The sequence below is a fragment of the Moraxella sp. CTOTU46711 genome (assembly GCF_031975715.1).
Classification (GTDB): domain Bacteria; phylum Pseudomonadota; class Gammaproteobacteria; order Pseudomonadales; family Moraxellaceae; genus Faucicola.
Genome location: NZ_DALYMP010000002.1, coordinates 328872 through 355125, shown reverse-complemented (window position 1 = coordinate 355125; position 26254 = coordinate 328872). Strand labels below are relative to the sequence as shown.

24 protein-coding genes and 2 tRNA genes are annotated in these 26254 nt (G+C 43.4%); 17 read left to right on the top strand and 9 right to left on the bottom strand.

Annotation, left to right across the window (positions count from 1 at the left end; translation table 11 throughout):
* Positions 1-210 precede the first annotated feature (210 nt).
* A complete protein-coding gene (gltA, locus tag RTJ53_RS05455) occupies positions 211-1497 on the top strand; it encodes a citrate synthase (protein WP_312276175.1) in 1287 nt (428 codons plus the stop codon).
* A gap of 168 nt (positions 1498-1665) precedes the next feature.
* On the opposite strand, the gene nfuA is transcribed toward gltA, so the two are convergent.
* Entirely contained in the window at positions 1666-2283 is a 618-nt protein-coding gene (gene nfuA, locus RTJ53_RS05450; protein ID WP_050324879.1) for a Fe-S biogenesis protein NfuA, read from the bottom strand.
* A 295-nt stretch (positions 2284-2578) separates the two neighbouring features.
* Between nfuA and RTJ53_RS05445 the strand changes: the two genes are divergently transcribed.
* The gene (locus RTJ53_RS05445; protein ID WP_312276174.1) at positions 2579-3682 is read left to right on the top strand and encodes a bifunctional nicotinamide-nucleotide adenylyltransferase/Nudix hydroxylase; all 1104 of its coding nucleotides are present in this window, start codon (positions 2579-2581) and stop codon (positions 3680-3682) included.
* A 69-nt stretch (positions 3683-3751) separates the two neighbouring features.
* A complete protein-coding gene (locus RTJ53_RS05440; RefSeq protein WP_312276173.1) occupies positions 3752-5158 on the top strand; it encodes a nicotinate phosphoribosyltransferase in 1407 nt (468 codons plus the stop codon).
* A 57-nt stretch (positions 5159-5215) separates the two neighbouring features.
* On the opposite strand, the gene coaE is transcribed toward RTJ53_RS05440, so the two are convergent.
* Genes coaE through pilB form a run of 4 tightly spaced genes read right to left on the bottom strand, consistent with a single transcriptional unit; the run spans position 5216 to position 9736 of the window.
* A complete protein-coding gene (gene coaE, locus RTJ53_RS05435; RefSeq protein ID WP_312276172.1) occupies positions 5216-5872 on the bottom strand; it encodes a dephospho-CoA kinase in 657 nt (218 codons plus the stop codon).
* A complete protein-coding gene (locus RTJ53_RS05430) occupies positions 5869-6744 on the bottom strand; it encodes a prepilin peptidase (protein WP_409418138.1) in 876 nt (291 codons plus the stop codon). Before RTJ53_RS05430 ends, coaE begins: the two co-directional genes overlap by 4 nt.
* Before the next feature lie 5 nt (positions 6745-6749).
* The gene (locus tag RTJ53_RS05425; RefSeq protein WP_160001006.1) at positions 6750-7973 is read right to left on the bottom strand and encodes a type II secretion system F family protein; all 1224 of its coding nucleotides are present in this window, start codon (positions 7971-7973) and stop codon (positions 6750-6752) included.
* 56 nt (positions 7974-8029) lie between these two features.
* On the bottom strand, positions 8030-9736 hold the full coding sequence (pilB, locus tag RTJ53_RS05420) for a type IV-A pilus assembly ATPase PilB (RefSeq protein ID WP_312276171.1): 1707 nt from the start codon (positions 9734-9736) through the stop codon (positions 8030-8032).
* 435 nt (positions 9737-10171) lie between these two features.
* Here pilB and tpiA point away from each other — a divergent pair, with 435 nt between their 5' ends.
* From tpiA to pnp, 14 genes are all read left to right on the top strand, one after another.
* Entirely contained in the window at positions 10172-11011 is an 840-nt protein-coding gene (gene tpiA / locus RTJ53_RS05415; RefSeq protein WP_312276170.1) for a triose-phosphate isomerase, read from the top strand.
* Between the two features lie 91 nt (positions 11012-11102).
* On the top strand, positions 11103-11411 hold the full coding sequence (gene secG / locus RTJ53_RS05410) for a preprotein translocase subunit SecG (protein WP_312276169.1): 309 nt from the start codon (positions 11103-11105) through the stop codon (positions 11409-11411).
* Positions 11412-11517: 106 nt separating this feature from the next.
* Positions 11518-11602, top strand: a tRNA-Leu gene (locus RTJ53_RS05405).
* 68 nt (positions 11603-11670) lie between these two features.
* Positions 11671-11747 (top strand) — tRNA-Met (locus RTJ53_RS05400).
* Between the two features lie 225 nt (positions 11748-11972).
* Positions 11973-12482 carry a ribosome maturation factor RimP gene (gene rimP / locus RTJ53_RS05395; protein WP_007115081.1) on the top strand — a complete coding sequence of 170 codons (510 nt, stop codon included), beginning with the start codon at positions 11973-11975 and terminating at the stop codon, positions 12480-12482.
* A 117-nt stretch (positions 12483-12599) separates the two neighbouring features.
* A complete protein-coding gene (gene nusA, locus RTJ53_RS05390; protein WP_312276168.1) occupies positions 12600-14081 on the top strand; it encodes a transcription termination factor NusA in 1482 nt (493 codons plus the stop codon).
* A 13-nt stretch (positions 14082-14094) separates the two neighbouring features.
* Positions 14095-16824, top strand: a complete 2730-nt coding sequence (gene infB / locus RTJ53_RS05385) for a translation initiation factor IF-2 (RefSeq protein WP_312276167.1) — start codon at positions 14095-14097, stop codon at positions 16822-16824.
* 105 nt (positions 16825-16929) lie between these two features.
* A complete protein-coding gene (locus RTJ53_RS05380) occupies positions 16930-17319 on the top strand; it encodes a ribosome-binding factor A (RefSeq protein WP_007115084.1) in 390 nt (129 codons plus the stop codon).
* Positions 17320-17377: 58 nt separating this feature from the next.
* Positions 17378-18394 (top strand): Lnb N-terminal periplasmic domain-containing protein, encoded by a 1017-nt coding sequence (locus tag RTJ53_RS05375; RefSeq protein ID WP_312276166.1) that lies wholly within the window; start codon positions 17378-17380, stop codon positions 18392-18394.
* 20 nt (positions 18395-18414) lie between these two features.
* Complete coding sequence (truB, locus tag RTJ53_RS05370; protein ID WP_312276165.1) at positions 18415-19365, top strand: tRNA pseudouridine(55) synthase TruB; 951 nt, start codon at positions 18415-18417, stop codon at positions 19363-19365.
* Positions 19366-19754: 389 nt separating this feature from the next.
* Positions 19755-20285, top strand: a complete 531-nt coding sequence (locus RTJ53_RS05365; RefSeq protein WP_312276164.1) for a type 1 glutamine amidotransferase domain-containing protein — start codon at positions 19755-19757, stop codon at positions 20283-20285.
* 25 nt (positions 20286-20310) lie between these two features.
* Positions 20311-20496 (top strand): hypothetical protein, encoded by a 186-nt coding sequence (locus RTJ53_RS05360; protein ID WP_312276163.1) that lies wholly within the window; start codon positions 20311-20313, stop codon positions 20494-20496.
* A gap of 208 nt (positions 20497-20704) precedes the next feature.
* Positions 20705-20974, top strand: a complete 270-nt coding sequence (gene rpsO, locus RTJ53_RS05355; RefSeq protein WP_219331997.1) for a 30S ribosomal protein S15 — start codon at positions 20705-20707, stop codon at positions 20972-20974.
* A gap of 397 nt (positions 20975-21371) precedes the next feature.
* On the top strand, positions 21372-23513 hold the full coding sequence (gene pnp / locus RTJ53_RS05350; RefSeq protein ID WP_312276162.1) for a polyribonucleotide nucleotidyltransferase: 2142 nt from the start codon (positions 21372-21374) through the stop codon (positions 23511-23513).
* Between the two features lie 115 nt (positions 23514-23628).
* Here pnp and RTJ53_RS05345 read toward each other — a convergent pair whose 3' ends face one another.
* From RTJ53_RS05345 to RTJ53_RS05330, 4 genes are all read right to left on the bottom strand, one after another.
* Complete coding sequence (locus RTJ53_RS05345) at positions 23629-23931, bottom strand: hypothetical protein (protein WP_312276161.1); 303 nt, start codon at positions 23929-23931, stop codon at positions 23629-23631.
* A gap of 36 nt (positions 23932-23967) precedes the next feature.
* Positions 23968-24468: a hypothetical protein gene (locus RTJ53_RS05340; RefSeq protein ID WP_312276160.1), complete on the bottom strand. Its 501-nt coding sequence runs from the start codon at positions 24466-24468 to the stop codon at positions 23968-23970.
* Between the two features lie 43 nt (positions 24469-24511).
* Entirely contained in the window at positions 24512-25729 is a 1218-nt protein-coding gene (locus RTJ53_RS05335; protein WP_312276159.1) for a hypothetical protein, read from the bottom strand.
* Positions 25730-25971: 242 nt separating this feature from the next.
* Positions 25972-26238: a YheV family putative metal-binding protein gene (locus tag RTJ53_RS05330; protein ID WP_312276158.1), complete on the bottom strand. Its 267-nt coding sequence runs from the start codon at positions 26236-26238 to the stop codon at positions 25972-25974.
* Positions 26239-26254 lie beyond the last annotated feature (16 nt).

Below are 26254 nucleotides of genomic sequence, written 5' to 3'. Positions count from 1 at the left end.
GTACGCGTAAGGCGTAAATTTACTTTCATTTTTGGCAAAAATGCTGTTAATATAGATATGTTTTAGTTTTGGGTTTTCGCTATTTTTTCGCTATTAATAAAGTCGCCCTGCACGTCTCTGTGTGGCTGGGCATTCACCTATCCTTGTCATTGCGCCAATGCATTTGAGCAAGTATAGGTCTTCTTTTTTTTACACGTCTGAGAGGATTTTATGTCAGAGAAAGACAATATTGCAACCTTGCACGTCAATGGGCAGGACTATGAGCTTCCTATCATTGAAGGAACATTAGGCGATCCTGTACTCGATATTAAGGCAGTACCCCAAGCTGGTTTTTGGACATACGATCCAGGTTTCATGTCAACCGCTTCCACTGAATCAAAAATCACGTTCATTGATGGTGACAAAGGTATCTTATTACACCGTGGTTACCCAATTGACCAATTAGCCGATAAAGCAGAATACTTAGAAGTTGCGTATGCACTCATTCATGGTGAATTACCCAATGCTGAGCAAAAAGCTGACTTCTATGAAAAAGTTCGTAAACATTCAATGGTGAATGACCAATTACGTCGCTTCTTTGAAGGTTTCCGCCGTGACGCTCATCCGATGGCGATTATGGTCGGTGTGATGGGTGCGTTATCTGCGTTCTACCACAACAATCTTGATGTCAGCAAACAAGACCATCGTGAAATCACTGCGATTCGTTTGATTGCTAAAGTGCCTACCATCGCCGCCATGTGTTACAAATATAGCAATGGTCAACCATTCATGTATCCGCGTAATGATTTAAACTACGCTGAAAACTTCTTATACATGATGTTTGCAACCCCAGCGGATGTTAACTATAAAGTCAATCCAATCCTTGCAAAAGCGATGGACAAAATCTTTACCTTGCATGCTGACCATGAACAAAATGCCTCTACGTCAACTGTACGTCTAGCAGGTTCTACGGGCGCCAACCCATACGCTTGTATCGCGGCAGGCATTGCGGCTCTTTGGGGACCTGCGCACGGTGGTGCCAACGAAGCTGTACTTAAAATGCTGGATGAAATCGGCAGCGTAGACAACGTTGACGAATTTATGGAAAAAGTAAAACGTAAAGAAGTGAAATTGATGGGCTTTGGTCACCGTGTTTATAAAAACTTTGACCCACGCGCCAAAGTGATGAAAGAAACTTGTGACGAAGTATTGGGCGAGCTTGGCATCAAAGATCCACAACTGGAGCTTGCGATGAAGCTTGAACAAATCGCCTTGAATGACCCGTATTTTAAAGAGCGTAACCTATATCCAAATGTTGACTTCTACTCGGGTATCATCCTAAAAGCCATCGGTATTCCAACCTCTATGTTTACCGTAATCTTTGCGTTAGCACGTACTTCTGGTTGGATCAGCCACTGGTTAGAAATGCACTCTGCACCTTACAAAATCGGTCGTCCACGTCAGTTATATACTGGCTACACACAACGTGATTTTGTACCAGTTGAAGACCGCGATTAAGCCAATACGTCAAACCAAAAAACCCAGTGCACAACTGGGTTTTTTATTGAGTAAACTTTAATAATAATTTAATAATAAAAAAGGACGTCTTATGACGCCCTTTCTTGAATTACCCTTTCTTTAATCAAGTGTCACTTGAATTAAGTATCACTTGCCAATCTCTTCACCTTACTTATAAAACGCATTGGCAGTATAAGTATGGTCGGTCTCATCAATCACTTGGGTTAATTCTGGTATTTGCTGTTTTAGCGAGACTTCAACCCCTTGTTTTAGCGTCATATCAACTGCAGAGCAACCCTGACAGCCGCCGCCAAATTTGAGCACGGCGGTGATACCAACACCTTCTTCATGTACCAAATCCACCAATTGCACGTTACCCCCATGCGACGCTAGATTTGGATTGATTTCCGAAGACAACACGTAATTGATACGCTCCTCTAGGCTCGCATTTTCACCCAGTTTTGGCACTTTTGAGTTAGGCGCACGGAATGTCAATTGACCGCCAAAACGGTCTTTATTGTAATCAATCACCGCATCTTCAAGATAAGGAATAGATGGGGTGTCTATATAAGCGGTAAATGTCTCATAATCCAATTTTAAATCGTCAGGATTGTGTTCATCTGGCTGGCTATATGACATACAGCATTCTGCTCGCGGCGTGCCGGGATGTTCAACAAAAATACGTACGCCGATGCCGTCAGTATTTTGTTTTGCCAATAACTCAGTCAGATAACCTTGCGCTGAATCGGTAATTTTGATATTTGTGGTTTTTTCTGTATCGCTCATGTGTCACCCTAGCTTGTCATCAATTTTTACCCATATTTTAGCATAAACTTGAGTAATTTACTCGGATTTTATTGGGGGTGGTTTTTTGGCTTATCAAGGGTCGTCCCAATATTTTTTAGTCAAGCTAAAACTTCAATCTAACAAGTATCTTTAACCAAAAATAACTTGGCATTGGTTGAAAGTTTAGGCAAGATAGTTAAAAAAACATGCTTTATTACCGAAATTAATCACCAAAACATCACCAAAACGCTATTGGATAGACCGAGGGCGTTATCATTCGCAAGGAGTTTGCGTCATGCCAAATAAAACGACTGACACTATCACGGTTACTAAAAACGACGTTACCGAAGATAAAGGGCGTTTTAGCACACCCAAAAATAAAAAAGGTTATCAATATGACTATTTGGTATTTATCGGGCGTTTTCAGCCGTTTCACTTAGGTCATAAATCGGTTGTCGATGAAGCATTAAAGCTTGCTGAGAATGTGATTATGCTAATCGGCTCTGCCAATTTGCCAAGTAGTATCCGCAATAGCTTTAGTGTCGAAGCGCGTAGCCAAATGATTTTGGGCGCCTTTGACAAAAAAGATGCCAAACGCATACATTGTGTCGGTTTGGATGATGCCTTATACAATGACACAAAATGGCTTCAATACGTGCAGCAGTGCGTCAAGTCGGTTACCGGCGATTTAAACGCCAATATTGGTCTAATTGGACATTCAAAAGACAGCTCATCGTATTACTTGTCACTTTTTCCAAATTGGCAGTCGGTGGCTGTGCCCAATTTTCATGAGTTGTCTGCCACGCCAATTCGCGAAGGCTTTTTGCTGGGTGCCGATCCGTTAACCGATACGGTACCGCAATCGACAACCGATGTCATGAAGGCATTTAAAAAGACCGAAGCATATAAACGCCTACACGAAGAGGCTGGCTTCATTGATAAATACAAAAAACAATGGGAATCAAGCCCCTACCCACCCACCTTTATGACGGTTGATGCGGTGGTCATTCAATCAGGACACATTTTATTGGTCGAGCGTCGTGGTATGCCAGGTCAAGGACTATGGGCATTGCCTGGTGGCTTTATTGACCCTAAAGAGACGCTATTTGACGCCTGTATTCGTGAGCTACGTGAAGAGACACGGTTAAAAGTACCTGAAGCGGTTCTGCGCGGTTCACGCCATAGTCAACACACCTTTGATGACCCGTATCGCTCGGCTCGTGGTCGCACCATCACCCAAGCGTTTTACTTTGTGCTCAAAAACGACCCCAAAGGCTTACCATCGGTGAAAGGTGGCGATGATGCCAAAAAAGCGTTTTGGCTACCCTTGGCTGAATTAAGAGCCGATAAATTGTTTGAAGACCATTATGCCATTATTTGCAAAATGGTCGGTCTCTGATTTTTTCCCGCCAAGCTGATAGACGGTTTGGTTTTAACCTGCGCAAGCAATCACCAGAGGAGTTCTGTGATGTTTAGTCAAAATTTTGACAATTTTATTTTAAATACCGATAGCTATAAGACGTCGCATTGGCTGCAATATCCGCCAAATACCGAGTACGTATCTAGCTATATTGAAGCGCGTGGCGGCAATAGCAACTTTGAAAATGTGCTATTTTTTGGTCTACAAGCTTTTTTAAAACAGTATCTTACCAAACCCATTACCGACGCTGATATAGATGAAGCCAAAGTGCTACTTGCTGCTCATGGCGTACCGTTTAATGAAGCAGGCTGGCGACAATTAGTCGCCAAACATGGCGGTCTATTACCACTTCGCATTCAAGCGATACCAGAAGGCATGGTAGTACCAACGGGTCAAGTATTGTGTCAGGTGGTGAATACCGACCCTGAGTTTTACTGGTTGACAAGCTATATCGAGACCACGCTATTGCGCGCTATTTGGTATCCTAGCACTGTGGCAAGCCTTTCTTATTATTGTAAGCAAATCATCAAAGCAGGCTTGGAAAAATCGGCCGATAACTTAAATAATCTACCGTTTAAATTGCATGATTTTGGCGCCCGTGGGGTGTCTAGCCTTGAATCAGCTGCGCTTGGCGCTCTTGCGCACTTGGTTAACTTTTCCGGTACGGATACCTTAAGCGCGATTGTGGCTGCCAATCGTTGGTATGGTATGCAAAATGACATGACGGCTTTTTCCATTCCCGCAGCAGAGCATAGCACCATGACCACTTGGGGACGTGAGCATGAAGCGGATGCCTATGGCAATATGATTGCCAAATTTGGCGGTGAAGGCAAAACCTTTGCGGTAGTGAGTGATAGCTACGATTTATGGAATGCCATTGATAATATCTGGGGTGGTGAGCTAAAAGAAAAAGTAGTGCAAACAGGGGGCACGTTAGTTATTCGCCCTGATAGTGGCGATCCGATTAAAGTGGTTCGTGAAGCCCTGCAGCGCCTTGCAGCAAAATTTGGCACTACCACCAACTCAAAAGGCTATAAGTTACTGCCGAGCTATGTGCGACTCATCCAAGGGGATGGTATTAATCCCACCAGCATGGGTAAAATAATTGATGCGGTGATTAAAGCCGGATTTAGTAGTGACAATATCACCTTTGGAATGGGTGGCGGACTACTACAACAAGTCAACCGCGATACCTTGAATTTTGCCATGAAGACTAGCAGCGCACGGGTGGACGGTTTTTGGCGAGACGTATATAAAGACCCAATTACCAGTGTGAGCAAACGCAGCAAACGCGGGCGTTTAGCCCTGGTCAAACATCAGGGTAGTTATATGACGCTGCGTGAAGATGAGCTTGCTGAGCAAAATAATTTATTGCAGGATGTATTTTTGAACGGTGATTTACTAGTTGATGATACGCTAACCGCGATTCGTCAACGCTCATCCGTAAAATCATAATTGAACTTGTCGCAATCTCAACAGCCGTCTTAATCAGACGGCTTGTTATGTTGAAAGCTAATTAACCCCTGCCATTGCCAAATATTTTTGGTGCAACTGTTCAAGTTTTAAATACAAATCGGCTAAGCTACCATTGTTGTCGACAATGTCATCGGCTTGTCTGAGCCTGTCATGACGCGTCAGTTGATTTGCCATAATATTTTGAATACGTTCAGGTGTTTGACCATCGCGTTGACTAGCACGCTCAATCTGCAAGGACTCATGACTATCAACCACCAATACTCGCTCACACAGATTGGCTAACCCTGCTTCAGAGGCTTCTAGCAGTAAGGGTGCTACCAAAATTACATAGGGCGACTGGGCAGTTGCTAGTAATTCTTTGGCGCGGCTGCGAATGGCAGGATGAGTAATTTGTTCCAAATCCATTAACGCTTGCGCACTACCAAATACATGCTCTCGCATGGCACGGCGATTAAGCTCACCTGCCTCATCAATCACCCAGTCACCAAATTTGGCGACAATTTTTTTTAGCGTTGGCGAACCTTTGGCAACGACTTCACGTGCCAATACATCTGCATCAATAGTGACAATTCCATGCTCATCAAACCAACGGCTCACTTGTGATTTGCCACTACCGATGCCACCTGTAAGCCCCACTACCAACATCGCAACCCCTCCTTGATTCACGGATAATTGATCCATAAATGACTTCATGACATCTTGCCTAGATACCACGACATTATTGATTGCCCATACAAAAGTGCTATCATGCCGGCAATGGCGATATAGGGTCCAAATGCAAAAGGTTTGCTTTCACCTGAGCGCTTCATCAATATGACACCCACAACCGAGCCGACAAACGCAGATAAAAGCACAATTAAGGGTAGCATCAAAGGCCCTAGCCAAGCCCCCAAAGCTGCTAATAATTTAAAATCGCCATGCCCCATCCCGTGCTTGCCCGTAATCAGCAAAAACAGTTGGTAGACAATCCACAAGCATAAGAACCCAAACACATAGCCAAAAATAGCCGCTGTGGGACTGACAAACAAGCCAAAGGCATTGACGAATAATCCTAATCCCGCTAACGGCAATGTAAATCGGTCAGGCAACAATTGGGTATCAAAATCAATGCCTGTTAAAGCGACTAATGTCCATGTGAGTGCCAATCCTGCCAGCGCTTGCCAAGTAACACCAAATTTTATAATAACCAGCACAGACAAAATAGCGGTGATGATTTCTACAAGCGGATAACGATAACTAATGGCGTTATGACACTGACTACATTTTCCTTTTAGCATTAGCCAGCTAATAACAGGCATATTTTCAAACCAACGTATTGAATGCCCACAATGCGGGCAACGAGAAGCAGGACGGCTTAAGGTCATCGATTCATGATTGTCAATAACGGTTTCTGGATGAAGCAATAGCTGGCATTCGTTCTTCCACTGCTGCTCCATCATCAAAGGCGTGCGATAAATCACCACATTTAAAAAACTACCCACACATAAGCCCAAGATTGATACGATGAGTAAGGTAAGCCATTGCGACTGCTGTAATAACAACATAAAGTCTGAAAAAATTCCCATCGTATCTAGCCCACCACCGAGCCCATTTGGAAAATTGGTAGATACATGGCAATCACCAGACCCCCTACTAGTACCCCCAAAATAGCCATAATCATCGGTTCCATCAGACTTGTTAACCCATCTACGGCGTTATCCACTTCGTTTTCATAATAAGTCGCCACTTTATCAAGCATCTCCTCTAGACTACCTGACTCTTCACCAATACCGACCATTTGAATAGCCATACTCGGAAAAAGATTGGTAGAACGCATCGAAAACTGCAGCTGTTGACCCGTCGCAACATCGCCTTTAATTTTTTGCGTGGCATTATAAAACACCACATTGTTGGTTGCCCCAGCGGTTGAATCTAACGCATCAATCAGCGGCACACCTGCCGCAAAAGTGGTAGATAAAGTGCGGGAAAAACGGGCAACCACCGCTTGATAAGCAATATTGCCAAAGATTGGTAATTTTAAGGTAAGTCGGTCTAAAAAATCATTAAAGGGCTTGCTACGTTTTTTAGCTTCAGAAAAGCCAACAACAGCGCCTGCAATGCTAAATAGCAATAACCACCACCATTTTTGCATCCACTCGGACATACTGACGACCATCCGGGTAAACGCGGGTAACTCTGCACCAAATGAATTGAATAAATCAGCAAATACCGGTACCACTTTGACCAGCAAAATAATGGTAACGATAATCGCAACCACGATAACCGCAATCGGGTATTTCAAGGCTTTTTTAATTTTTGCTTTTAGTAGCTCGCTTTTTTCTTTGTACGTCGCGACACGCTCAAGCATTGTTTCAAGCGCACCTGATTGCTCACCTGCCTCTACTAAGGAACAAAACAGGTCATCAAAATATCTAGGATGTTTGCGCAGCGCTGCAGCAAAGGTGCTACCTGATTCCACTTCTGACTTGACACTAAGCACCAATTCTTTCATTGAGGGGTTATCGAGCGCATCTGCAACGATTTCAAACGACTGAGTAAGGGGGACGCCCGCTTTCATCATCGTAGCCAACTGTCGCACAAAGATAGCAATATCAATTGCCTTGATGCTTTTTTTCATTTGAAAAATAGGCTTGGGTTTTTTCTTAATCGTCTTGACTTTGATGCCTTGCTTGCGTAGTTGCGCTTTTGCCAGCTCAATATTGCGGCTGGTGGTTTCACCTTTGACTTTTTCGCCACGGCGATTGACCCCGTCATAGACAAAGTCTAATAACATTTCTGTTTGGACTTTTGCCATACCCTTAACCCCTTAATATCTCAACTAATCTTCAATAAAGACGGATAAAAAACGCACTATTCGCTAGTAACACGATACATCTCTTGGATACTGGTCGTGCCTTGTAGGACCTTTAAAATGCCAGAGCGCCTTAAATCCCTAAACCCTTGCTTTAAGGCCGCGTCTTTAATCTCAATAGCGTTGCCGTCTTCCATAATAATTCGGGCAATCTCTGGTGTTACTTTCATCACTTCATAAATACCAACACGTCCTTTATAGCCATCGCGGCATTCAGAACAGCCAACGGGCTCATAAATGACATTGCTGGTATCTGCCAAATCTTCTTCCGTAAAACCCATTTCAAGCAAGCTATTTTTTGGTACATCTGTCGGTTTTTTGCAGGATTTACACAGGCGACGGGCTAAGCGCTGTGCGATTACCAAATTGACTGAGGTGGCAATGTTAAAAGATGCCACACCCATATTACGCAGACGCGTTAAGGTTTCTGGCGCTGAGTTTGTATGCAAGGTTGACAGCACCATATGCCCTGTTTGTGCAGCTTTGACAGCAATTTCAGCGGTTTCCAAGTCACGAATCTCACCGACCATCACAATATCAGGGTCTTGACGCAAGAATGATTTGAGCGCACTGGCAAAGGTCAAGCCAACTTTGTTGTTCACATTGACCTGATTAATGCCTTCAAGGTTAATTTCAACGGGATCTTCTGCGGTGGAGATATTGGTCTCAACTGTGTTTAAGATATTAAGACCCGTGTACAACGAGACGGTTTTGCCCGAACCAGTAGGGCCGGTAATCAATAACATCCCTTGCGGTTTTGCCAGCGCATCCATAAATAGCTGCTTTTGGTCCGGTTCATAGCCGAGTGCATCAATACCTAGCATCGCTGATGATGGGTCTAAAATACGCAATACGATTTTTTCACCAAATAAGGTTGGCAGTGAGTTAACACGAAAATCAATCGCCTTATCCTTGGAAATTTTTAACTTGATACGACCATCTTGGGGCACGCGGCGTTCAGAGATGTCCATTTGTGACATGACTTTCAGGCGGGCAGCAATTTTACCCGCTAGCTGCGTCGGTGGGTTTGCCATTTTTTGTAACACCCCATCAATACGAAAACGCACGCGATAAGATTTTTCATAGGGTTCAAAGTGTAAGTCTGAGGCGCCCATGGTAATGGCTTTAATGAGCATCCCATTAACGAACTTGACGACAGGCGCTTCATCATTGACATCTAAATGACTGGTGGCACTATTGTCGTCATCGGCACGGGTTTCATCAAACTCCACCGCTTCCATATCATCAAAATCAGCTAAATTGCTGGTAGCAAAGATTTTTTCGATGAGTGATTTAATTTTGTGGTGTTCGGCAACCACTGTTTCTACAGTAAACCTTGTACCAAATCGCAGCGCGTCTAAAGCATCTACCCGCGTCGGGTCGCTCATGGCAACAAACAAGCGGCTACCTCGTTGGAAAATCGGCAGAATATTAAATTCGCGAATAATTTTTTCATCAACCGCTTCTTTTGGAATATAGTTGACATTGATGGCATCCAAATCAATGAGAGGATCGCCAAATTCTCGCGAAATCACCCATGCTACCGCGTCAGCTTGCGCAAGCTTATTATCAACCACATAGGCGATTAAATTTGTTTTTTGTTGCTGCGATTCTGCCAATACTTTTTGCATTGTCGCTTCGCTAATTAGTCCTTCATGCACTAATCGCGACGCAATGCCACCAAAACCAGGAAGTGATGCCGCCATCGTTTTTCTCGTTTACTCAATATTTATTCAAATGGGCTAATGTTTGTTAGTGTAAACTATTCATTTATATATTAACAAATCATTCTCGACAAATCCGTGAATTCAACGATAAATAATTTTTTATCGCATTTTATCCCTATCCATTAACCTTCATAAAACTGTTTTATACTTTATTCCTTCTTTAAACACCGCACTTGTGTAACCGAATAATTTATTCGGCAAATCGCGGCAATTGCTTATATAATACCTACCATTTTACGCCTGATATTTACACTTGGTATTCTAAATACTCCTATTTTCATATCTTGATATCTTTAAATGGTGATGTTTTACATCATGATATGTTAAATAGCGTTACTTATATTTTAATGTTATCTTGACATTTATACTTTGCAAATTCATAGATAACCATTTACCTCAATTGACAGGGACATTATGAAAGCATCTGATTATGTAGCAAATTGGCAGAATTCTTGGGTGATTGCTAATTGGAAAATGAATCCTAGCACACAGCTGACTGTCACAGCCCTCATGACCGATTTGCAGCAGCAGATACCTGCAGATGCACTGCAAAGCTGTAACGTGGTTGTCGCCCCGAGTTTTATGCATTTATCGACCACGCAACAAGCCATCCAACATGGGTCATTGAACATCGGACTAGCTGCGCAAAACTTATGTGCACACCACGCCGATAAAGGCGCGTTTACTGGGGAAGTTTCGGGTGCTCAGCTCAAGGACGCTCAGGTAAATTATGTCTTAGTCGGACATTCAGAACGCCGTCAATATTTTAATGAAGATGACGCTTGTTTAATCCAAAAAATTCGCCATGCCTTTGCACACGATTTAACCGTTGTTTTTTGTATCGGTGAAACACAAGCCCAGTATGAGCAAAATCAGACCCAAGATGTGCTAGCAGCACAATTAATGGTAGTTAAACAACTAGCTGCCGAATTTGCTAACAGCCAATCTGAAAACGCCCAATTGGGTAACTTAGCATCGCGATTGATTATTGCTTATGAACCCGTTTGGGCGATTGGTACAGGTAAAATCCCAACGATACAAGAAGTACAAAATATTCATGCTTTTATCAACACCACCTTAACGGACATCGATGCCTCTTTAGCGACCACACCGATATTGTACGGCGGCAGCGTGAAAGCGGATAATGCGGCAGAAATCGCCCAATGCCCAAATGTAAATGGGGTGTTGGTAGGCGGAGCATCACTTGACGCGACTGGCTTTACACAAATTATTCAAGCATTTGCCCAGATTTAAGGTAAAATGTCACCCATTTAAAATTTCTTACTTTTGCCACTGACAGCGTTCTTGTTGGGCATCAGTGCTATCAAGTTTTGTAGAGATAAGTATGTATAATGCAATTTTAGTGGTTCATATCATTGTCGCGATTTCAATGATTGGTCTGATTTTAGTTCAACATGGCAAAGGTGCCGATGCCGGCGCGTCATTTGGTGCAGGTGGTTCGGCGACCGTATTTGGTGCGTCTGGATCTGCCAATTTCTTGACGCGCTTGACGGCGGTTTTAACAGCAATCTTCTTTATCACCAGTATGACACTGGCAGTATTTGCTAAACAGCAATCGCTATCTAGTCGTACCCTTGATACCAGCCTAGCGACTAATACTGCGGCAAGCCCTACGCCCACACCTGCCAAATAAGTTATTAAAAAAATGTTGCGTTATTGGTAGTTTTGACCTAGAATACAGCGTCTATTTTAGAGTGTTGTTATTTAAAAACAGCTTGGTTAAAGTAGTTTGGTTTTTTGCGATTGTGGTGGAATTGGTAGACACGCTACCTTGAGGTGGTAGTGCCGCAAGGTGTGAGGGTTCGAGTCCCTCCATTCGCACCAACTAAATTAATTTTAAATAACTGTTGACAAGGTTAATATCTCACTCTATAATACGTTCTCTAAATTGTTGCGGGGTGGAGCAGTCTGGTAGCTCGTCGGGCTCATAACCCGAAGGTCGTTGGTTCAAATCCAGCCCCCGCTACCACTTTTCTAGTAGCATTGCTTTGTTATCATTACTAGAAAAATCAATTTAGACACACTTTTATTGATTTAAAAGCCCACCAATTAGTTTGTGGGTTTTTTTGTATCTGTTGGTTTCGAAAAAACTTAAGTTTTGCTAAATTAGCGGTTGCGTTTTAGTAATGTGCCAATTTTTAAAATTAGCTTTTAAAATCAACAAAGATGTTAATAATCAACTCTAAAGGATATCATGAAACTATCAACGAAAGTTGCTGAACTGACCCAGATCATTGAGCCAGCAGTAACTGCCTGTGATGTGAGCTTGTGGGGTATTGAATTTGTACCACAAGGTCGACGCTCTCTTCTTCGTATTTATATTGAAGCCCTACCTGAAGACCGTGCCGAAGGCAAACAAGTCACTATTGAAGACTGTGCTGCGGTTACCCACCAAGTCGGTGGTGTGTTGGACTTGCACGACCCGATTGCAGGCGAATATCTACTTGAGGTGTCTTCACCCGGTTTAGACCGCGCGTTTTTTTCTGCTGAGCAGCTGCATGACTATGTGGGGCAAACCATCAGCTTACGATTGATTCATGCGATTGGACAAGGTAGTGATAAGCGCCGTAAAGTAACAGGCGAATTGGTCAATATTGACGAGCGCCAGTTGACGGTCAAAACCGAAAATGATCAAGTCAATGACCAACTTTTAGCCATCGAGCTTGATAATATTGATAAAGCCAATTTGGTCTACCAATTTTAGCTTTTAAATTTGGGGTTAACGCCTTTTTTACGCTATGTCTTCTAGCTAACTTTTTTCTAGCTAAAAGCAAGATTTTAAAGAATAAAGTCTAGAATGACTTAAATTATAGGTGATTACATGAATCGAGAAATTTTAACGGTCGTTGAAACCGTCAGTAATGAAAAAGGCTTAAATCCTGAAGATATTTTTGAAGCGATTGAGCAAGCCTTGGTGGTATCGACCAAAAAGAAAGTTTATAGTGAGCAGCCTGAAGTTGCCGTTCGCGTGCATATCAATCGCAAAACAGGTGACTATGATACTTACCGTTATTGGACAGTAGTGGCAGATGAAGATCATGAAATGCCTGCCTGTCAGCTAGCGATTAGCGATTTGGATGAAAACGAGTGGAAAATCGGCGACGTCAAAGAAGAACAAATCGAGTCCATTGAATTTGGTCGTATTGCCGCTACCCAAGCCAAACAAGTCATCATTCAAAAAATCCGTGAAGCTGAACGCTCACTGGTCGCAGATGCGTTTGAACATCGTATCGGCGAGATGATTACGGGTGAAGTCAAAAAACCGGCGCGCGATGGTTATATTATTGATTTGGGCGATAATGTAGAAGGCTATCTACCACGCGATAAAATGTTGCCGCGTGAGCAGTTACGCATCAAAGGTCGTATCAATGCGATTTTAGAACAAGTCAATCGTGATAACCGTGGTGCTCAGCTCGTATTGTCTCGTACCTCACCACAAATGCTGACGGCACTGATGCAAAAAGAAGTACCAGAAATTGCTGAGCAAATCATTGAAATTCGTGATGTTGCGCGTCAACCTGGCTTACGTGCTAAGATTTCAGTGAAGACCAATGACCATCGTATCGACCCTGTTGGTGCTTGTATTGGTATGCGTGGCACCCGTATTCAAGCCGTTCAACAAGAGCTTGAAGGCGAGCGTATCGACGTCGTGGTATGGTCGGATGATGCAGTGCAGTACATTATTAGCGCTTTGGAACCTGCCGATGTTGATCGTATTATTCTTGATGAAGATACCAAAACCGCAGATATCATCTTTGCCACTAACGATCAGTTAGCCCGTGCGATTGGCTCACAAGGTCAAAACGTGCGCCTTGCATCAGAATTAACAGGCTATCGTCTTAACATGATGCTAGAAGACGAGTACAATGCTCAACAAGAAACAGAAACCAAAGTGTATCGCGACCTATTCTACACACGTCTTGAAGTCGATGAAGATTTGGCACAAGCCTTGGTGGATATTGGATTTACCTCACTTGAAGAAGTTGCGTATGTCCCTGCTGAGACTTTCTATGACATTGATGGGCTAGATGATGACGCCATCGACGCAATCCAAGAACGTGCCAAAGAAGCGGTGATTGCCGATGAATTGGTCAAACAACAAAATATTAAAGAGCCAAGCCAAGAGCTTCTAAACCTTGAAGGCATGACTCAAGCATGGGCCTACAAGCTTGCCGAACGTGATGTCATCACCGTCGACGACCTTGCCGAACAAGCCATCTTTGATATCCAAGATATCGAAGGTCTTGATGAAAAGACCGCAGGTGAGCTTATTATGAAAGCCCGTGAATCATGGTTTAATTAAAAAAGGTGTATGAATGGCAGATAAAACCGTAAAAGAACTTGCAGCAATGACCACAAAGACCGTTGAAGCAATTAATAATCAACTGGTCAAGGCAGGGCTGTCTGCGCGCGGTGACAATGACATCGTCACCGATAGCGAACAACAAAAACTGGTCAGCTTTTTACAACAAAGTCATGGTCAAAATGACAAACCTCGCATTAGCTTAAAAAGCAAAACTACTTCTACTGCGCGTGTGACAGGCACTTCTGGTAAAGCCAAAAGTGTCAATGTTGAAGTACGCAAAAAAATGGTATTTGATAAGCCAAATCCCAATAAAATTGCTGAAGAGCTAGCGTCTCGTGAAGCAGCGACGAAAGACGCTGAAGAAAAAGCGCGTTTGGCAAAAGAAAAAGCCGCTCAAGAACAAGCTGAAAAAGACAAAGCCAAACAAGCCGCTGAAGCGCGTCAACAAGCTACCCTTGCAGCAATGCGTGCTAACTTAGGTGGCGGTAGTCAAGCTGCCAAAGAGCACACAACCACCAGTGTGGTAGTGAAAAAAGGCAACAAAACCGCTGCAATCGAAGTCAAAAAAGCTGACAAAAAACCTGCACCGAAAAAAGAATCGGATAGTGAACGCAAAGCGCGTGAAGCAGAAGAAGAACGCTTACGTCAAATCGAATCAGAAAATCGCCGTAAAGCCGCTGAAGAAGCTCAGCAGCGTACCCTTGAGCAAATGCGTCAAATGGCAAGTAAATACAGCGAAACCGATACTGAAACTACGATGGTTGTCAAAAAAGATGAACCATTGGCAGAAGGTTTGGTGGGCGCAGCGCTTGAAGATTCATTTGAACAAGAACGCCGTGAAATCAAACGCGGAACCGCAAGCACTGCGAACAAAAACCGTCGTCGTCGCCGTGACGATGAAGGTGAGCAAGAGATTAAGAATCGTGGTCGCGGCTTAAAATCATCGCAGGCCAATAGACATAAATTTGAGAAACCGGTTGAGAAAATCGTGCATAACGTTGAAATCGGTGAGACCATCGTGGTATCTGAACTTGCCCAAAAAATGGCAATCAAAGTACGCGAAGTCGTCAAAATGTTAATGAAAATGGGCGAGTTGGTCCGTGAAAACGAATCTATCGACCAAGAGACCGCTGCCCTACTTGTGGAAGAAATGGGTCATAACCCAGTGCTTGTGAGTTCAACGCAAGTTGAAGATTCATTACGTGAGGCGGTTGGCGAGAAAAGTAGCAACGTCCAAGCGCGTCCGCCTGTGGTTACTATTATGGGTCACGTTGACCACGGTAAAACGTCACTGCTCGATAAGATCCGTTCTAGTAAAGTGGCATCAGGCGAGGCAGGTGGTATTACTCAGCATATCGGTGCTTATCATGTGCAGACTGACCAAGGCGTTATTACTTTCTTAGACACCCCAGGTCACGCCGCATTTACCGCGATGCGTTCTCGTGGTGCCAAAGCGACGGATATCGTGGTATTAGTGGTTGCAGCCGATGACGGTATGATGCCGCAGACGGCTGAAGCGATTGACCATGCGCGTGCAGCGGGTACCCCGATTATCGTGGCTATCAACAAGATGGATAAAGACAGTGCCGATCCAGACCGCGTTCTCAACGAATTGACCACCAAAGAAGTCGTTCCTGAAGAATGGGGCGGTGACACACCGGTAGTCAAAGTCTCTGCGTTAACAGGTCAAGGTATCGATGAGTTGCTTGAAGTGATTAACCTACAAGCAGAAGTGATGGAACTTGAAGTTGCTACTGACGGTGCAGCGCAAGGTGTGGTGATTGAATCACGTCTTGAAAAGGGTCGCGGTGCAGTGGTTAGCTTGCTGGTTAAACAAGGTACTTTAAATCAAGGTGACTTGGTACTTGCTGGCGAATATTATGGTCGCGTCCGTGCTATGACCGATGAAAACGGTCAAAAAATCACCTCAGCGGGTCCTTCAATTCCTGTTGAAATCTTAGGTCTGCCTGATACGCCAGCGGCGGGTAGCGAGTTTATGGTGGTTTCAGATGAGAAACGTGCCCGCGAAGTTGCAGAATATCGCACGGTTCGTGAGCGTGAAAAAGTGCTTGAACGTCAAGCCAAATCACGCTTAGAAAACTTGTTTGACCAAATGAGCGATGCCAAACTGCCTTCCGTTAATTTGATTCTTAAAACTGACGTTCGAGGTTCACTAGAAGCCTTGTTAACCGCGCTTGATGAATTATCTACGGATGAAGTTAAAGTCAAAGTTATCTCATCGGGTGTCGGTCCAATCACCGAATCGGATGTGGTACTCGCTGAATCAAGTGAAGCGGTATTATTAGGCTTCAACGTTCGTGCTGATAACGCTGCCAAACGCAAAGCGGATGAAGCAGGCTTAGATATTCGCTACTATAGTGTTATCTATGGGTTGATTGATGATGTGAAGGCAGCAATGAGCGGTTTACTTGCGCCAGAACATCGTGAGCAAATCTTGGGTATCGCAGAAGTACGTGAAGTCTTCCACTCTAGTCGCTTTGGTTATGCAGCCGGTTGTATGGTGACGGAAGGAAATATTATCCGTAACAAGCCAATTCGGGTATTGCGTGATGACCAAGTTATTTTCACTGGTCAATTACAATCATTACGTCGCTTTAAAGAGGATGTTAATGAGGTGCGCGCTGGTATGGAGTGTGGTTTAGCGGTGAAAGGTTATGAAGTAAAAGAAGGCGATAAGATTGAAGTCTTCGAAATTCATGAAGTCAAACGTACCTTATAAGCTAAGCTGACAACCTAATACTGCCAGCTTGCTATTAGCAACCTTTCCAGAGGTCTAATTAATCTAGGTTAATTAGACCTTTTTTTACTATAAAAAGGATTACCAATGAATCAACGTTTACAACGTCTTGCCGATCAAATTCAGCGCGACCTAGCGGTTTTGATTCGTGACGAGATTAACGACCCACGCTTGACTGGGTTTGTGACCATTTCTAGTGTCAAAATCAGCCCAGATTTGGGTTATGCTGATATTTATGTCACCATCATGGAAAAGTCGATGGATGATGCCATGGCAAAAGATTATCATACCGAGAGCTTAGAAGTGCTGAACAAAGCATCAGGTTTTTTGCGTACTGAGCTCAGTCATTTGTTAAAAACTCGCACTACCCCACGTCTACGTTTTCACTATGATGAAGTGACCGCTAACGCTAACTATATGATGAACCTCATTTCTAAAGCCGTACAAAGTAGCGAAGGTCAGCCATCAGACGACTGATGCGTTGTAGGCTATGACGAGCCTATTTGTCACTTTGAGCCATTAACAGGGATGTTGAATGCAGTTACTTTGGGGTATCATTAAGTTTATCATCATTATTTTCTCAAGCCTGTGGGTCGGGGTGTTCGTGTGGACGCATCAGCCCTTAGGCAGATATGTCAGTCTGGCCCTGGTTAGCGTATGGGCACTTTTTACCCTCGCTGTTTTGGTCAGTATCATCAAACCGACCCTATTTTCATCCCTACTTTCTCACCAGTCTTTATTATTGATTTTTTTTGCGGTGGTGGCGATTGCCATTGTATGCTTTTTTTCGATGTCAGCTAGCAATGAGCGGGATTGGAACCCTGAAGTTGCCCAAATGTTAGACTATCGGCTTGACAGTGATGGCAACACACTCACCATTAGCAATGTTAGAAATTTTGATTGGCAAGATACAACCCATTTTCAGCCGCGCTGGGAAACTAGGCAATACGACTTGGCAAAACTGCAAACGGTTGATTTTATAGCCTCTTATTGGATGGGCGATGCCATTGCCCATACGCTAGTGAGTTTTGGGTTTAGTGATGGAAAGCAGCTTGCGTTATCTATCGAGATTCGCAAAGAAGTCAATGAACAATTTAGTACGCTGGGTGGATTTTTTCGCAAGTTTGAATTGGTGATTATCGCTGCGGATGAAAAAGATATTATTTATACCCGTAGTAATATCCGTCATGAAGATGTTTATATTTATCCCATTAATATGCCAAAAGACCATATTCAAGCGCTGCTGCTTGCGTATCTAGCGAAAGCCAAGTCCTTAAAAACGCAGCCGGCATGGTATAATTCATTGGTAAATAACTGTACCACGGCAATTTATGAGCTCATTGATGATATCCAACCTTTGCCATTTGATTATCGTATCTTATTATCAGGCTATATTCCCAGTTATCTGTATGACCAGCAATTGATTGATAACCGCTATAGCTTGCAGCAGTGGCAACAACTCGCACACATTAACCCTAAATCAAAGCCGTATTCTGTCACCCACCCTATTAGCGCAGCAGATTACTCGCAGCTGATTCGAACCGACTTTTAATGAATTGATAAATCCATAACATGATGACCCAACCAAAAACAGCCAAATCCATCGTCTCTGGTGTTTTACTGATTGACAAACCGCAAGGGATGACCTCCCAGCAAGTGGTATCAAAAATCAAATACTTGCTCAAATCTGATGTGCACGACAGTAAAAAAGCGGGTCATACCGGTACCCTTGACCCAATGGCAACAGGGTTGCTGCCGATTTGTTTGGGAGAAGCGACCAAGTTTAGCCATTACCAACTCGATGCCATCAAATCTTATCAAGCCATTATCAAACTTGGCGAGCAAACCGATACCGGGGATGCTGAGGGTGAGATAATTGCCACGAGCCCTGTATCGCATGTGACACAAGCGATGTTACAAAGCGTCACTGCGCAATTTTTGGGTGAGATAATGCAGGTTCCGCCCATGTACTCCGCGCTCAAAAAAGACGGCAAAAAACTGTATGAACTGGCGCGTGAAGGTGTTGAAGTGGAGCGAGCAGCACGTCCTCTCACCATTTATGAGCTGTCACTCACTCCCTTATCCGATCAACAATTGCAATTAACCGTCACTTGCTCCAAAGGAACTTATGTGCGCGTGCTAGCTGAAGATATTGCCAAAGCACTAGGTACGCTAGGACATCTGACAGCGCTTAGGCGTATACAGACGGGTGATTTTGAGATTGCTAATGCCATCCCATTAGCCGATTTTGCAGCGCTCGATTTTGTAGCGCGGTTTGATAAGCTATTAGCGGTGGATGCCTGCGTTCACTCACTACCAAGCTTAGTATTAGACGATAGCCAATCAAAGCGCATCCGACAGGGTCAACGCTTAAACGTCAAGGCGACGATGTTAACTCAGCAGCTTAACTTAACCGCCAATCAAACGTTTCGCTTGTTTGACCCCCAACAGCGATTTTTAGGCACGGGACTACTTGAACCCAATGGTCGTTTACAACCGATGAAGCTGGTCAATTTAAATTAGTCACGATAAGTCAGTAAACCTACCATCTTGCTAATTTTTTGCTGTATTCACATAATTTGCTCAATGAGCGGTGTGATGTCACAAAGCGAGTACGTTTTTTATCCATTGATACAAAACGTGACGCTTTGCTAGCAGTTTTTATCCGGCGATTTCTTTATTCTTAGTGGTGTTGATTCATTTGCTTCTTTGCTTAGCAAGCTTTGCTAATAAAGAACAAGCAGCAGTTTATTTAGATACCCTTATATAATTAATAAAAATGTGATTAATAAAATAAAAATCAAATAATAATCTCAAAATAAAGCGCGCACCTTACAGATGAATTGATAACAACAATAATTTTTTTCTTTAACTATCTTTAACTTAAATAATGAAATAATAGGATAATTACCATGGCTAAGATTGCTATTTTACTTGATACCGACTTTGAACAAGTCGAATATACCCAAACCAATGACCTCCTTAAAGCTAAAGGTCACCAAACCACTTTAATCACCACACAACCCCAAAAACAAGTGCGCGGGCTTAATCATACTGACCCTGCCGACACCTTTACCGCTGATTTATTAATTGGTGAAGCCAACGCAGCCGATTATGATGCCATTGTGTTACCAGGTGGTGGTGCCAATGCCGATGTGTTGCGGGCGAATACCGATGCACAAGCGATGGTAAAAGCGTTCATGAATGCGGGTAAACCCGTTGCAGCGATTTGTCATGCACCGTGGATTTTTGCGGATACTGAAATTGCTCGTGGTAAAAAATTAACCGCTTATAAAACCATTGCTGTAGACCTAAAAAATGCAGGTGCGCAGTTTGAAGACAAATCAGTGGTGATAGATGGTAATTTGATTACCAGTCGTCAACCTGAAGATATTCCAGATTTTGCTGAAGCCATTGACCAAGCATTGACTAAATCAGCTTAAATAAGCATAAGAAAAGGAGATTGCCATGCAACCGACTATCATGACAGATATCGAAAAAATGGAAAAGAAAGCGCCTGACGCGACGTTTGTTGCCGATACTACGCCTAATGATGCGGACGAAGTGACTTCTGATAAGCTCACCACCGCGCCACAAGAGCAGCTTGACCGTCTGCATAGCGAAACACCCAAACAGCCTACAGGCAATCAGTAAGTTGAAAGCTTGAATCTATTAAAAGCCTTAATAAATTCAACACCCTAATGCAAATTAGGGTTTTTTTATTGGTCAATATTTGCTAAAATAATGCTCCTTTTTGAAGGTTAACTACTGAGAAGCGTGGTTATCCTGATTTTTTTACACTAATCGACTCGACTGATAGCCGATTAGGCTTCTCATTTTATGCTAAAAAAGCTAGGAAAACATTATGTTGACTAACCAAGACCGCGCAGACGTAATCGCAAAATTCCAACGCTCTGAAAATGACACAGGTTCTGCAGAAGTTCAAGTGGCATTATTAACAGCGCGTATCAATGACTTACAACCACACTTTAAAGCACACAAAGCTGACCATCACAGCCGTCGTGGTTTGATTCGTATGGTTAACTCACGCCGTACGTTACTTGATTACTTAAAACGTAAAGATGCAGACCGTTATACTGCATTGATCAATGAATTAGGCTTACGTCGCTAATTTATCAGCACGTTATTCGCTTTATTCAATCAGCGGCTGCTTTTGGGTAGCCGCTTTTTTATGGGTTCAATATTTTTAGCGAATTTTCTTTTCACTTTTACCATCGCTGTTAGCTTAGTTATTACCCATCGTTTGCTATTAGTGGTTAAAGCGCAGTTAAAAGGTGGTGATTCACCGTAAAACTAGGTAAAATAGACAACGCATTGTGCCTGCACAATCGCATTTTACACTTACTTTTTTTAAAATATTTTTTAACTTAGGCTGATTTAAGGCTGCTATCAAGCGAATTGGTAGATTGCTTCTAACGTTTGTATTTTTTGAAACGAACACAAACGTTAGGGGCTATTACTAAAACTTAAATCGCCCTATTTCATCACACAAAGGATAAAACCGCATTATGTTTAATATCATTACTAAAGAATTCCAATATGGTAATCAACAAGTTACGTTAGAAACGGGTCGTATCGCACGCCAAGCTAATTCAGTGGTCGTCCACATGGGCGGCGTCTCTGTACTAGTCGCTGTTGTGGTAAAAGACGAGGCGCAAGCGGGTCAAAACTTTTTTCCATTGACTGTCAACTACCAAGAAAAAATGTACGCTGCTGGTAAAATCCCAGGTGGCTATGGCAAACGCGAAGGTCGCCCATCTGAGATGGAAACCTTGACTTCACGCCTCATTGACCGCCCGATTCGTCCATTGTTCCCAGAAGGTTACTTCAACGAAATCCAAGTGACTGCCACGGTGATTTCGTCAGATAAAAAACAAGATGCTGATATCGCAGCGATGATTGGTACTTCAGCGGCATTGGCAATTTCATCAGCGCCATTCAATGGTCCGATTGGTGCGGCACGTGTCGGTTTTATCAATGATGAATATGTGCTAAACCCAAACCATGAAGCGCTAAAACAAAGCTCGCTCGATTTGGTGGTCGCGGGTACATCGTCTGCGGTATTGATGGTAGAATCTGAAGCCAAAGAATTGTCAGAAGACCAAATGCTTGGCGCGGTACTATACGGTCACGCCCAGCAACAAGTCGTGATTGATGCCATTAATGAATTTGCCAAAGAAGTTGGCGTACAAAAAAACCAATTCGTTGCTCCTGCCGTCAACGAAGCCTTGCAAACTACCCTACAAAATCAATTTGCTGCAGCGATTTCAGAAGCGTATACCATCAGCGAAAAAGCCAACCGTTATACTCGCCTTGATGAAATCAAAAACCAAGCCATTGAAGCCTTAGCCGGTGACGCAGAAGCCGAAGGCTATGCCGACAACGTGGCACAAATCAAAGAGCTATTTGAGACCCTAAAATACCGTACGGTCCGTGACAATATTTTGTCTGGCAAACCCCGTATCGATGGTCGTGACTTACAAACTGTACGTGCCTTAGACATCCAAGTAGGCGTATTGCCTTACACGCATGGTTCAGCGCTATTTACGCGCGGTGAAACACAAGCGCTCGTTACCACCACGCTTGGCAACAGCCGTGATGTGAACATGATTGACACCCTTGCGGGCACCAAACAAGACCACTTCATGCTGCATTATAACTTCCCAAGTTACTCAGTGGGCGAAACGGGTCGTGACAGCGGTCCAAAACGCCGTGAAATCGGTCATGGTCGCCTAGCACGCCGCGGTGTACAAGCCATGCTGCCAGATAGTGACCGTTTCCCATACGTGATTCGTATCGTATCTGACATCACCGAATCCAATGGTTCATCATCAATGGCATCTGTCTGTGGCGCATCACTGGCGTTAATGGATGCCGGCGTACCACTAAAAGCGCCCGTTGCTGGTATTGCAATGGGTCTGGTTAAAGAAGGCGAGCGTTTTGCCGTGCTGTCTGACATCTTGGGTGATGAAGACCACCTAGGTGATATGGACTTTAAAGTCGCGGGCTCTGCCAATGGCGTGACTGCACTACAAATGGATATCAAAATTGAAGGTATCACCCCAGAGATTATGGAAAAAGCCCTACACCAAGCGCATGCGGGTCGTATCCATATTTTAAATGCGATGAATGAAGTCATTTCAACCAGCCGTAAAGAAATCAATGCCCATGCACCAAACTTTGCGGTGATTGATATCGACCCTGAAAAAATCCGTGACGTGATTGGTAAAGGTGGTGCAACCATTCGCCAATTGACTGAAGAAACAGGCGCAGTGATTGATATTGATGACAACGGTACCATTCGTATCTTTGGTGAAAACAAAGCAGCGACCAAAGCCGCGATTGCTAAAATCGAGGCGATTACGGCAGAAGTAGAAGTCGGCAAGACTTATACAGGTAAAGTGGCTCGTATTGTTGAGTTTGGTGCGTTTGTCAATGTATTACCTAACACTGACGGTCTGGTGCATATCTCACAAATCTCTGATGCGCGTATCGAGAATGTGAATGATGTGCTAAAAGAAGGTCAAATGGTGAATGTACTGGTACAAGACATCGACAACCGTGGTCGCATTAAGCTCACCATGAAAGGCGTGGATCAAACACTTGCGCCAACTGAATCTGCTGATTCTGAAACGTCTGCAGCTGAATAATCATCTGTTACAAGCAACAAAACCGTCTTAGTTAAGGCGGTTTTTTATTTTTACAAAGTTTTAGTCAAAATTTATTGGAATAGTCGAAAGTTAGAAATCTTTAAACCCTAACTTATCACAAATTTACATCACTATAATTTGCCAAAAGTCCTATTGAGCCACAGTTTCCATAATTACCATAACTTCCGATGCTACCGTAATTTCCATGCATTCCAAAATTTATACTCTTATACGGTGATGAATTGTTAAAAATTAATCGATTTTTATATAATATTTCGCCCAAATACTTACCATCCATGTCTATAAATATTTGATAAGAATCAAGATAATGTCCTATATTATCGCCTAAAGTATTATAAAGTTGATTGTTGTTAAAATTTGCTATATGGTATCCTTTACTATTAAATAAAGCTTGCATTGAGCGACTCCTTTTTAATTTTCTAGATTAAAAATACTATCTGTATAACACTAAATTCAAATTACTAACAGGCTGAAGGTATTTTTCCATCAACGGTAAAATATCGTCAACAAAATCCATGCCATCAGGCACAAGCAATTCATCACTTGCCAATACTGCCACACGGCGAATGCCGCCATACCGCCCCCAATGAAATAACACTGGCTCAAGTTTTTGTAGCGCTGACACGATATACTCAAAATGCGGCGGATTTTCGGCAAATTCTGTGATTGCCATATCCACGATGAACTGTGGCTTTGACAACGCCCCACCGACTGCCATACCCGCCAAATCACGCTGCGGGGTAAACTGTAACACATCACCGAGTGACAGCTGCGAACGCTCACAAGCTTGCTTGTAAACGGTGTAATGCTCAGGATACAGCGATTGGTATTTAAGTAAGGTGCGATGACGAAAAATACCTGACACCGGGACGGGCATGATGAGTGCTTGATAGCGGTCTTGAAACAAGGTTTTTTTATCGATTTGGGTCAGCACTACTTAACCTGCCAGTTATTTGTTGGTTTTTATTTGTGGGTGGTTATTTGTTGGCGGCTTTTTGCTGTTCAAGCTGTGCAACTTGCTGTTCTAGCAGCTGGATACGCTCTTCTTTTTTACTACTCAGCTCATTCATCATACGCAGCTGGTCTTGCATCATGGTTTCTTGCTCTTTTAGCTGCGCGCTCTGCTCTGACAATCGACTCAGCTCTTCTTTGGCAAGCGCCGGATCTTCAGGCAGTATCGGCGTAAGAATTTCTTCTGGCGTGATTGCCGGTAGTGCTGCGGTCGCATGGGCTGAGCTAGAGTTAGCATCCACTGCGACGGTTGACGCGACAGGCAAGCTAGCGCTAGCTTGTGGTTTTATTATAGGCGCTGTAGTTTTGGTTATTGCGTGTGCTTGGGTCTGCGTCTGTGATTGTGCGGTGGATTTGTTCGGCTCGCTTGACTGCCCGATAAAAAACCATACCAAGGCAGTCAGTGCCAACCCTGCACCCACTAGTAACCCAAGTTGATTGCGTTTTTTTAACGTCCGTTTCGCTAGTGGTTGACTTGGCGGTCTTAAAAATGGGTTTGGCGTCTGGGCGATAACCGCTTTAATTTCGGGGTTTGTTTTGGTTAACACAATGGGTGGCGTCGTTTCGATAGCCTCGTTAGTCTCGATAATTTTTTTATCATTACTTTCATCACTACTTTGTGATGCGATAGGCTGTGGTTGCGCGCTATAGGGGTCTGATTCTAAGCCTAGTTTTAGGTCTGGGTCTGGCTTAGCTGCTAACGGTAGGTCATCAATATCAAATATCAGCGCGTTATCGGTTGTCTGTGACGGAACGGGCTGTGACACTGTCGCTGTATTAGCAGTGTCTTGGAGAGTCATAGTGTTGTTGGGTTCAACAGCGCTGGGTAGCTCATCCAAGTCAAAATCATCAAAACTCAGCTTTTTGGGCGTGACAGTATCAGCCGCTTTTGTGTTATCTGCCGTATAGTCGGTTTTGCCATGAAGTAGTTCATCTTCCAACTGGTTTAAATCAATGGTATCTAGCGAAAACGTATTTGTGATTGTTGTCGTTTCTGGGGATGTGTTTGAAGATGTGTCTGGGTAGTTAGTCGCTTGCATCGGCGACTGATTAGTCGTATCAAGCTGCAACGGATTATCTGACACGCCTATCGTTGGATTTTCAGCCAGCGGTGATGATGGATTGGCATCTTCGCTAGTCGGGGCTATAGAGTTATTGTCTTTTTTTAGGCTAAATAATTTCATGTTGGGTCAATATCCCTATCCATGTCGGGCGGGTCAGATGTCTGTACGATTTCATGCTAGCGATGTATATGCGAAGCTAGCATGCAAATGATGGTGTACATTGGTTTGCTTGTTACTATAACAAACCGCAATCAAAAATAACAACTTTTGAGACAAAAACCTACTTTGACCACCCTAATTGTATCAGGGACGCTTAAACTCGTTAACCTTGTCAAAATTTACCCAGACCGCTTAAACTTGGCCTATTTAAACCTAACAATACCTGCGCCATCGTCGCCATAATGAACAGTTTCCTGATGAGTGTCTTCATGATGATTAGATTGCTGAATGTCAATGATATCATCGGGTGTTGGGCGACGCTCGGTATAGCCACACGCCGTACACTCGATATATTCATCATATTCGGGCTGATATAGCTGAATCTGAACAACTTTATCCAGTGCTTTACAGCTTGGACAAGCCACCCCCGCCAAAAATTGACGTTTGGGGCGATTGGATTGATATCTCATAGTTTCTTCTTTTTAC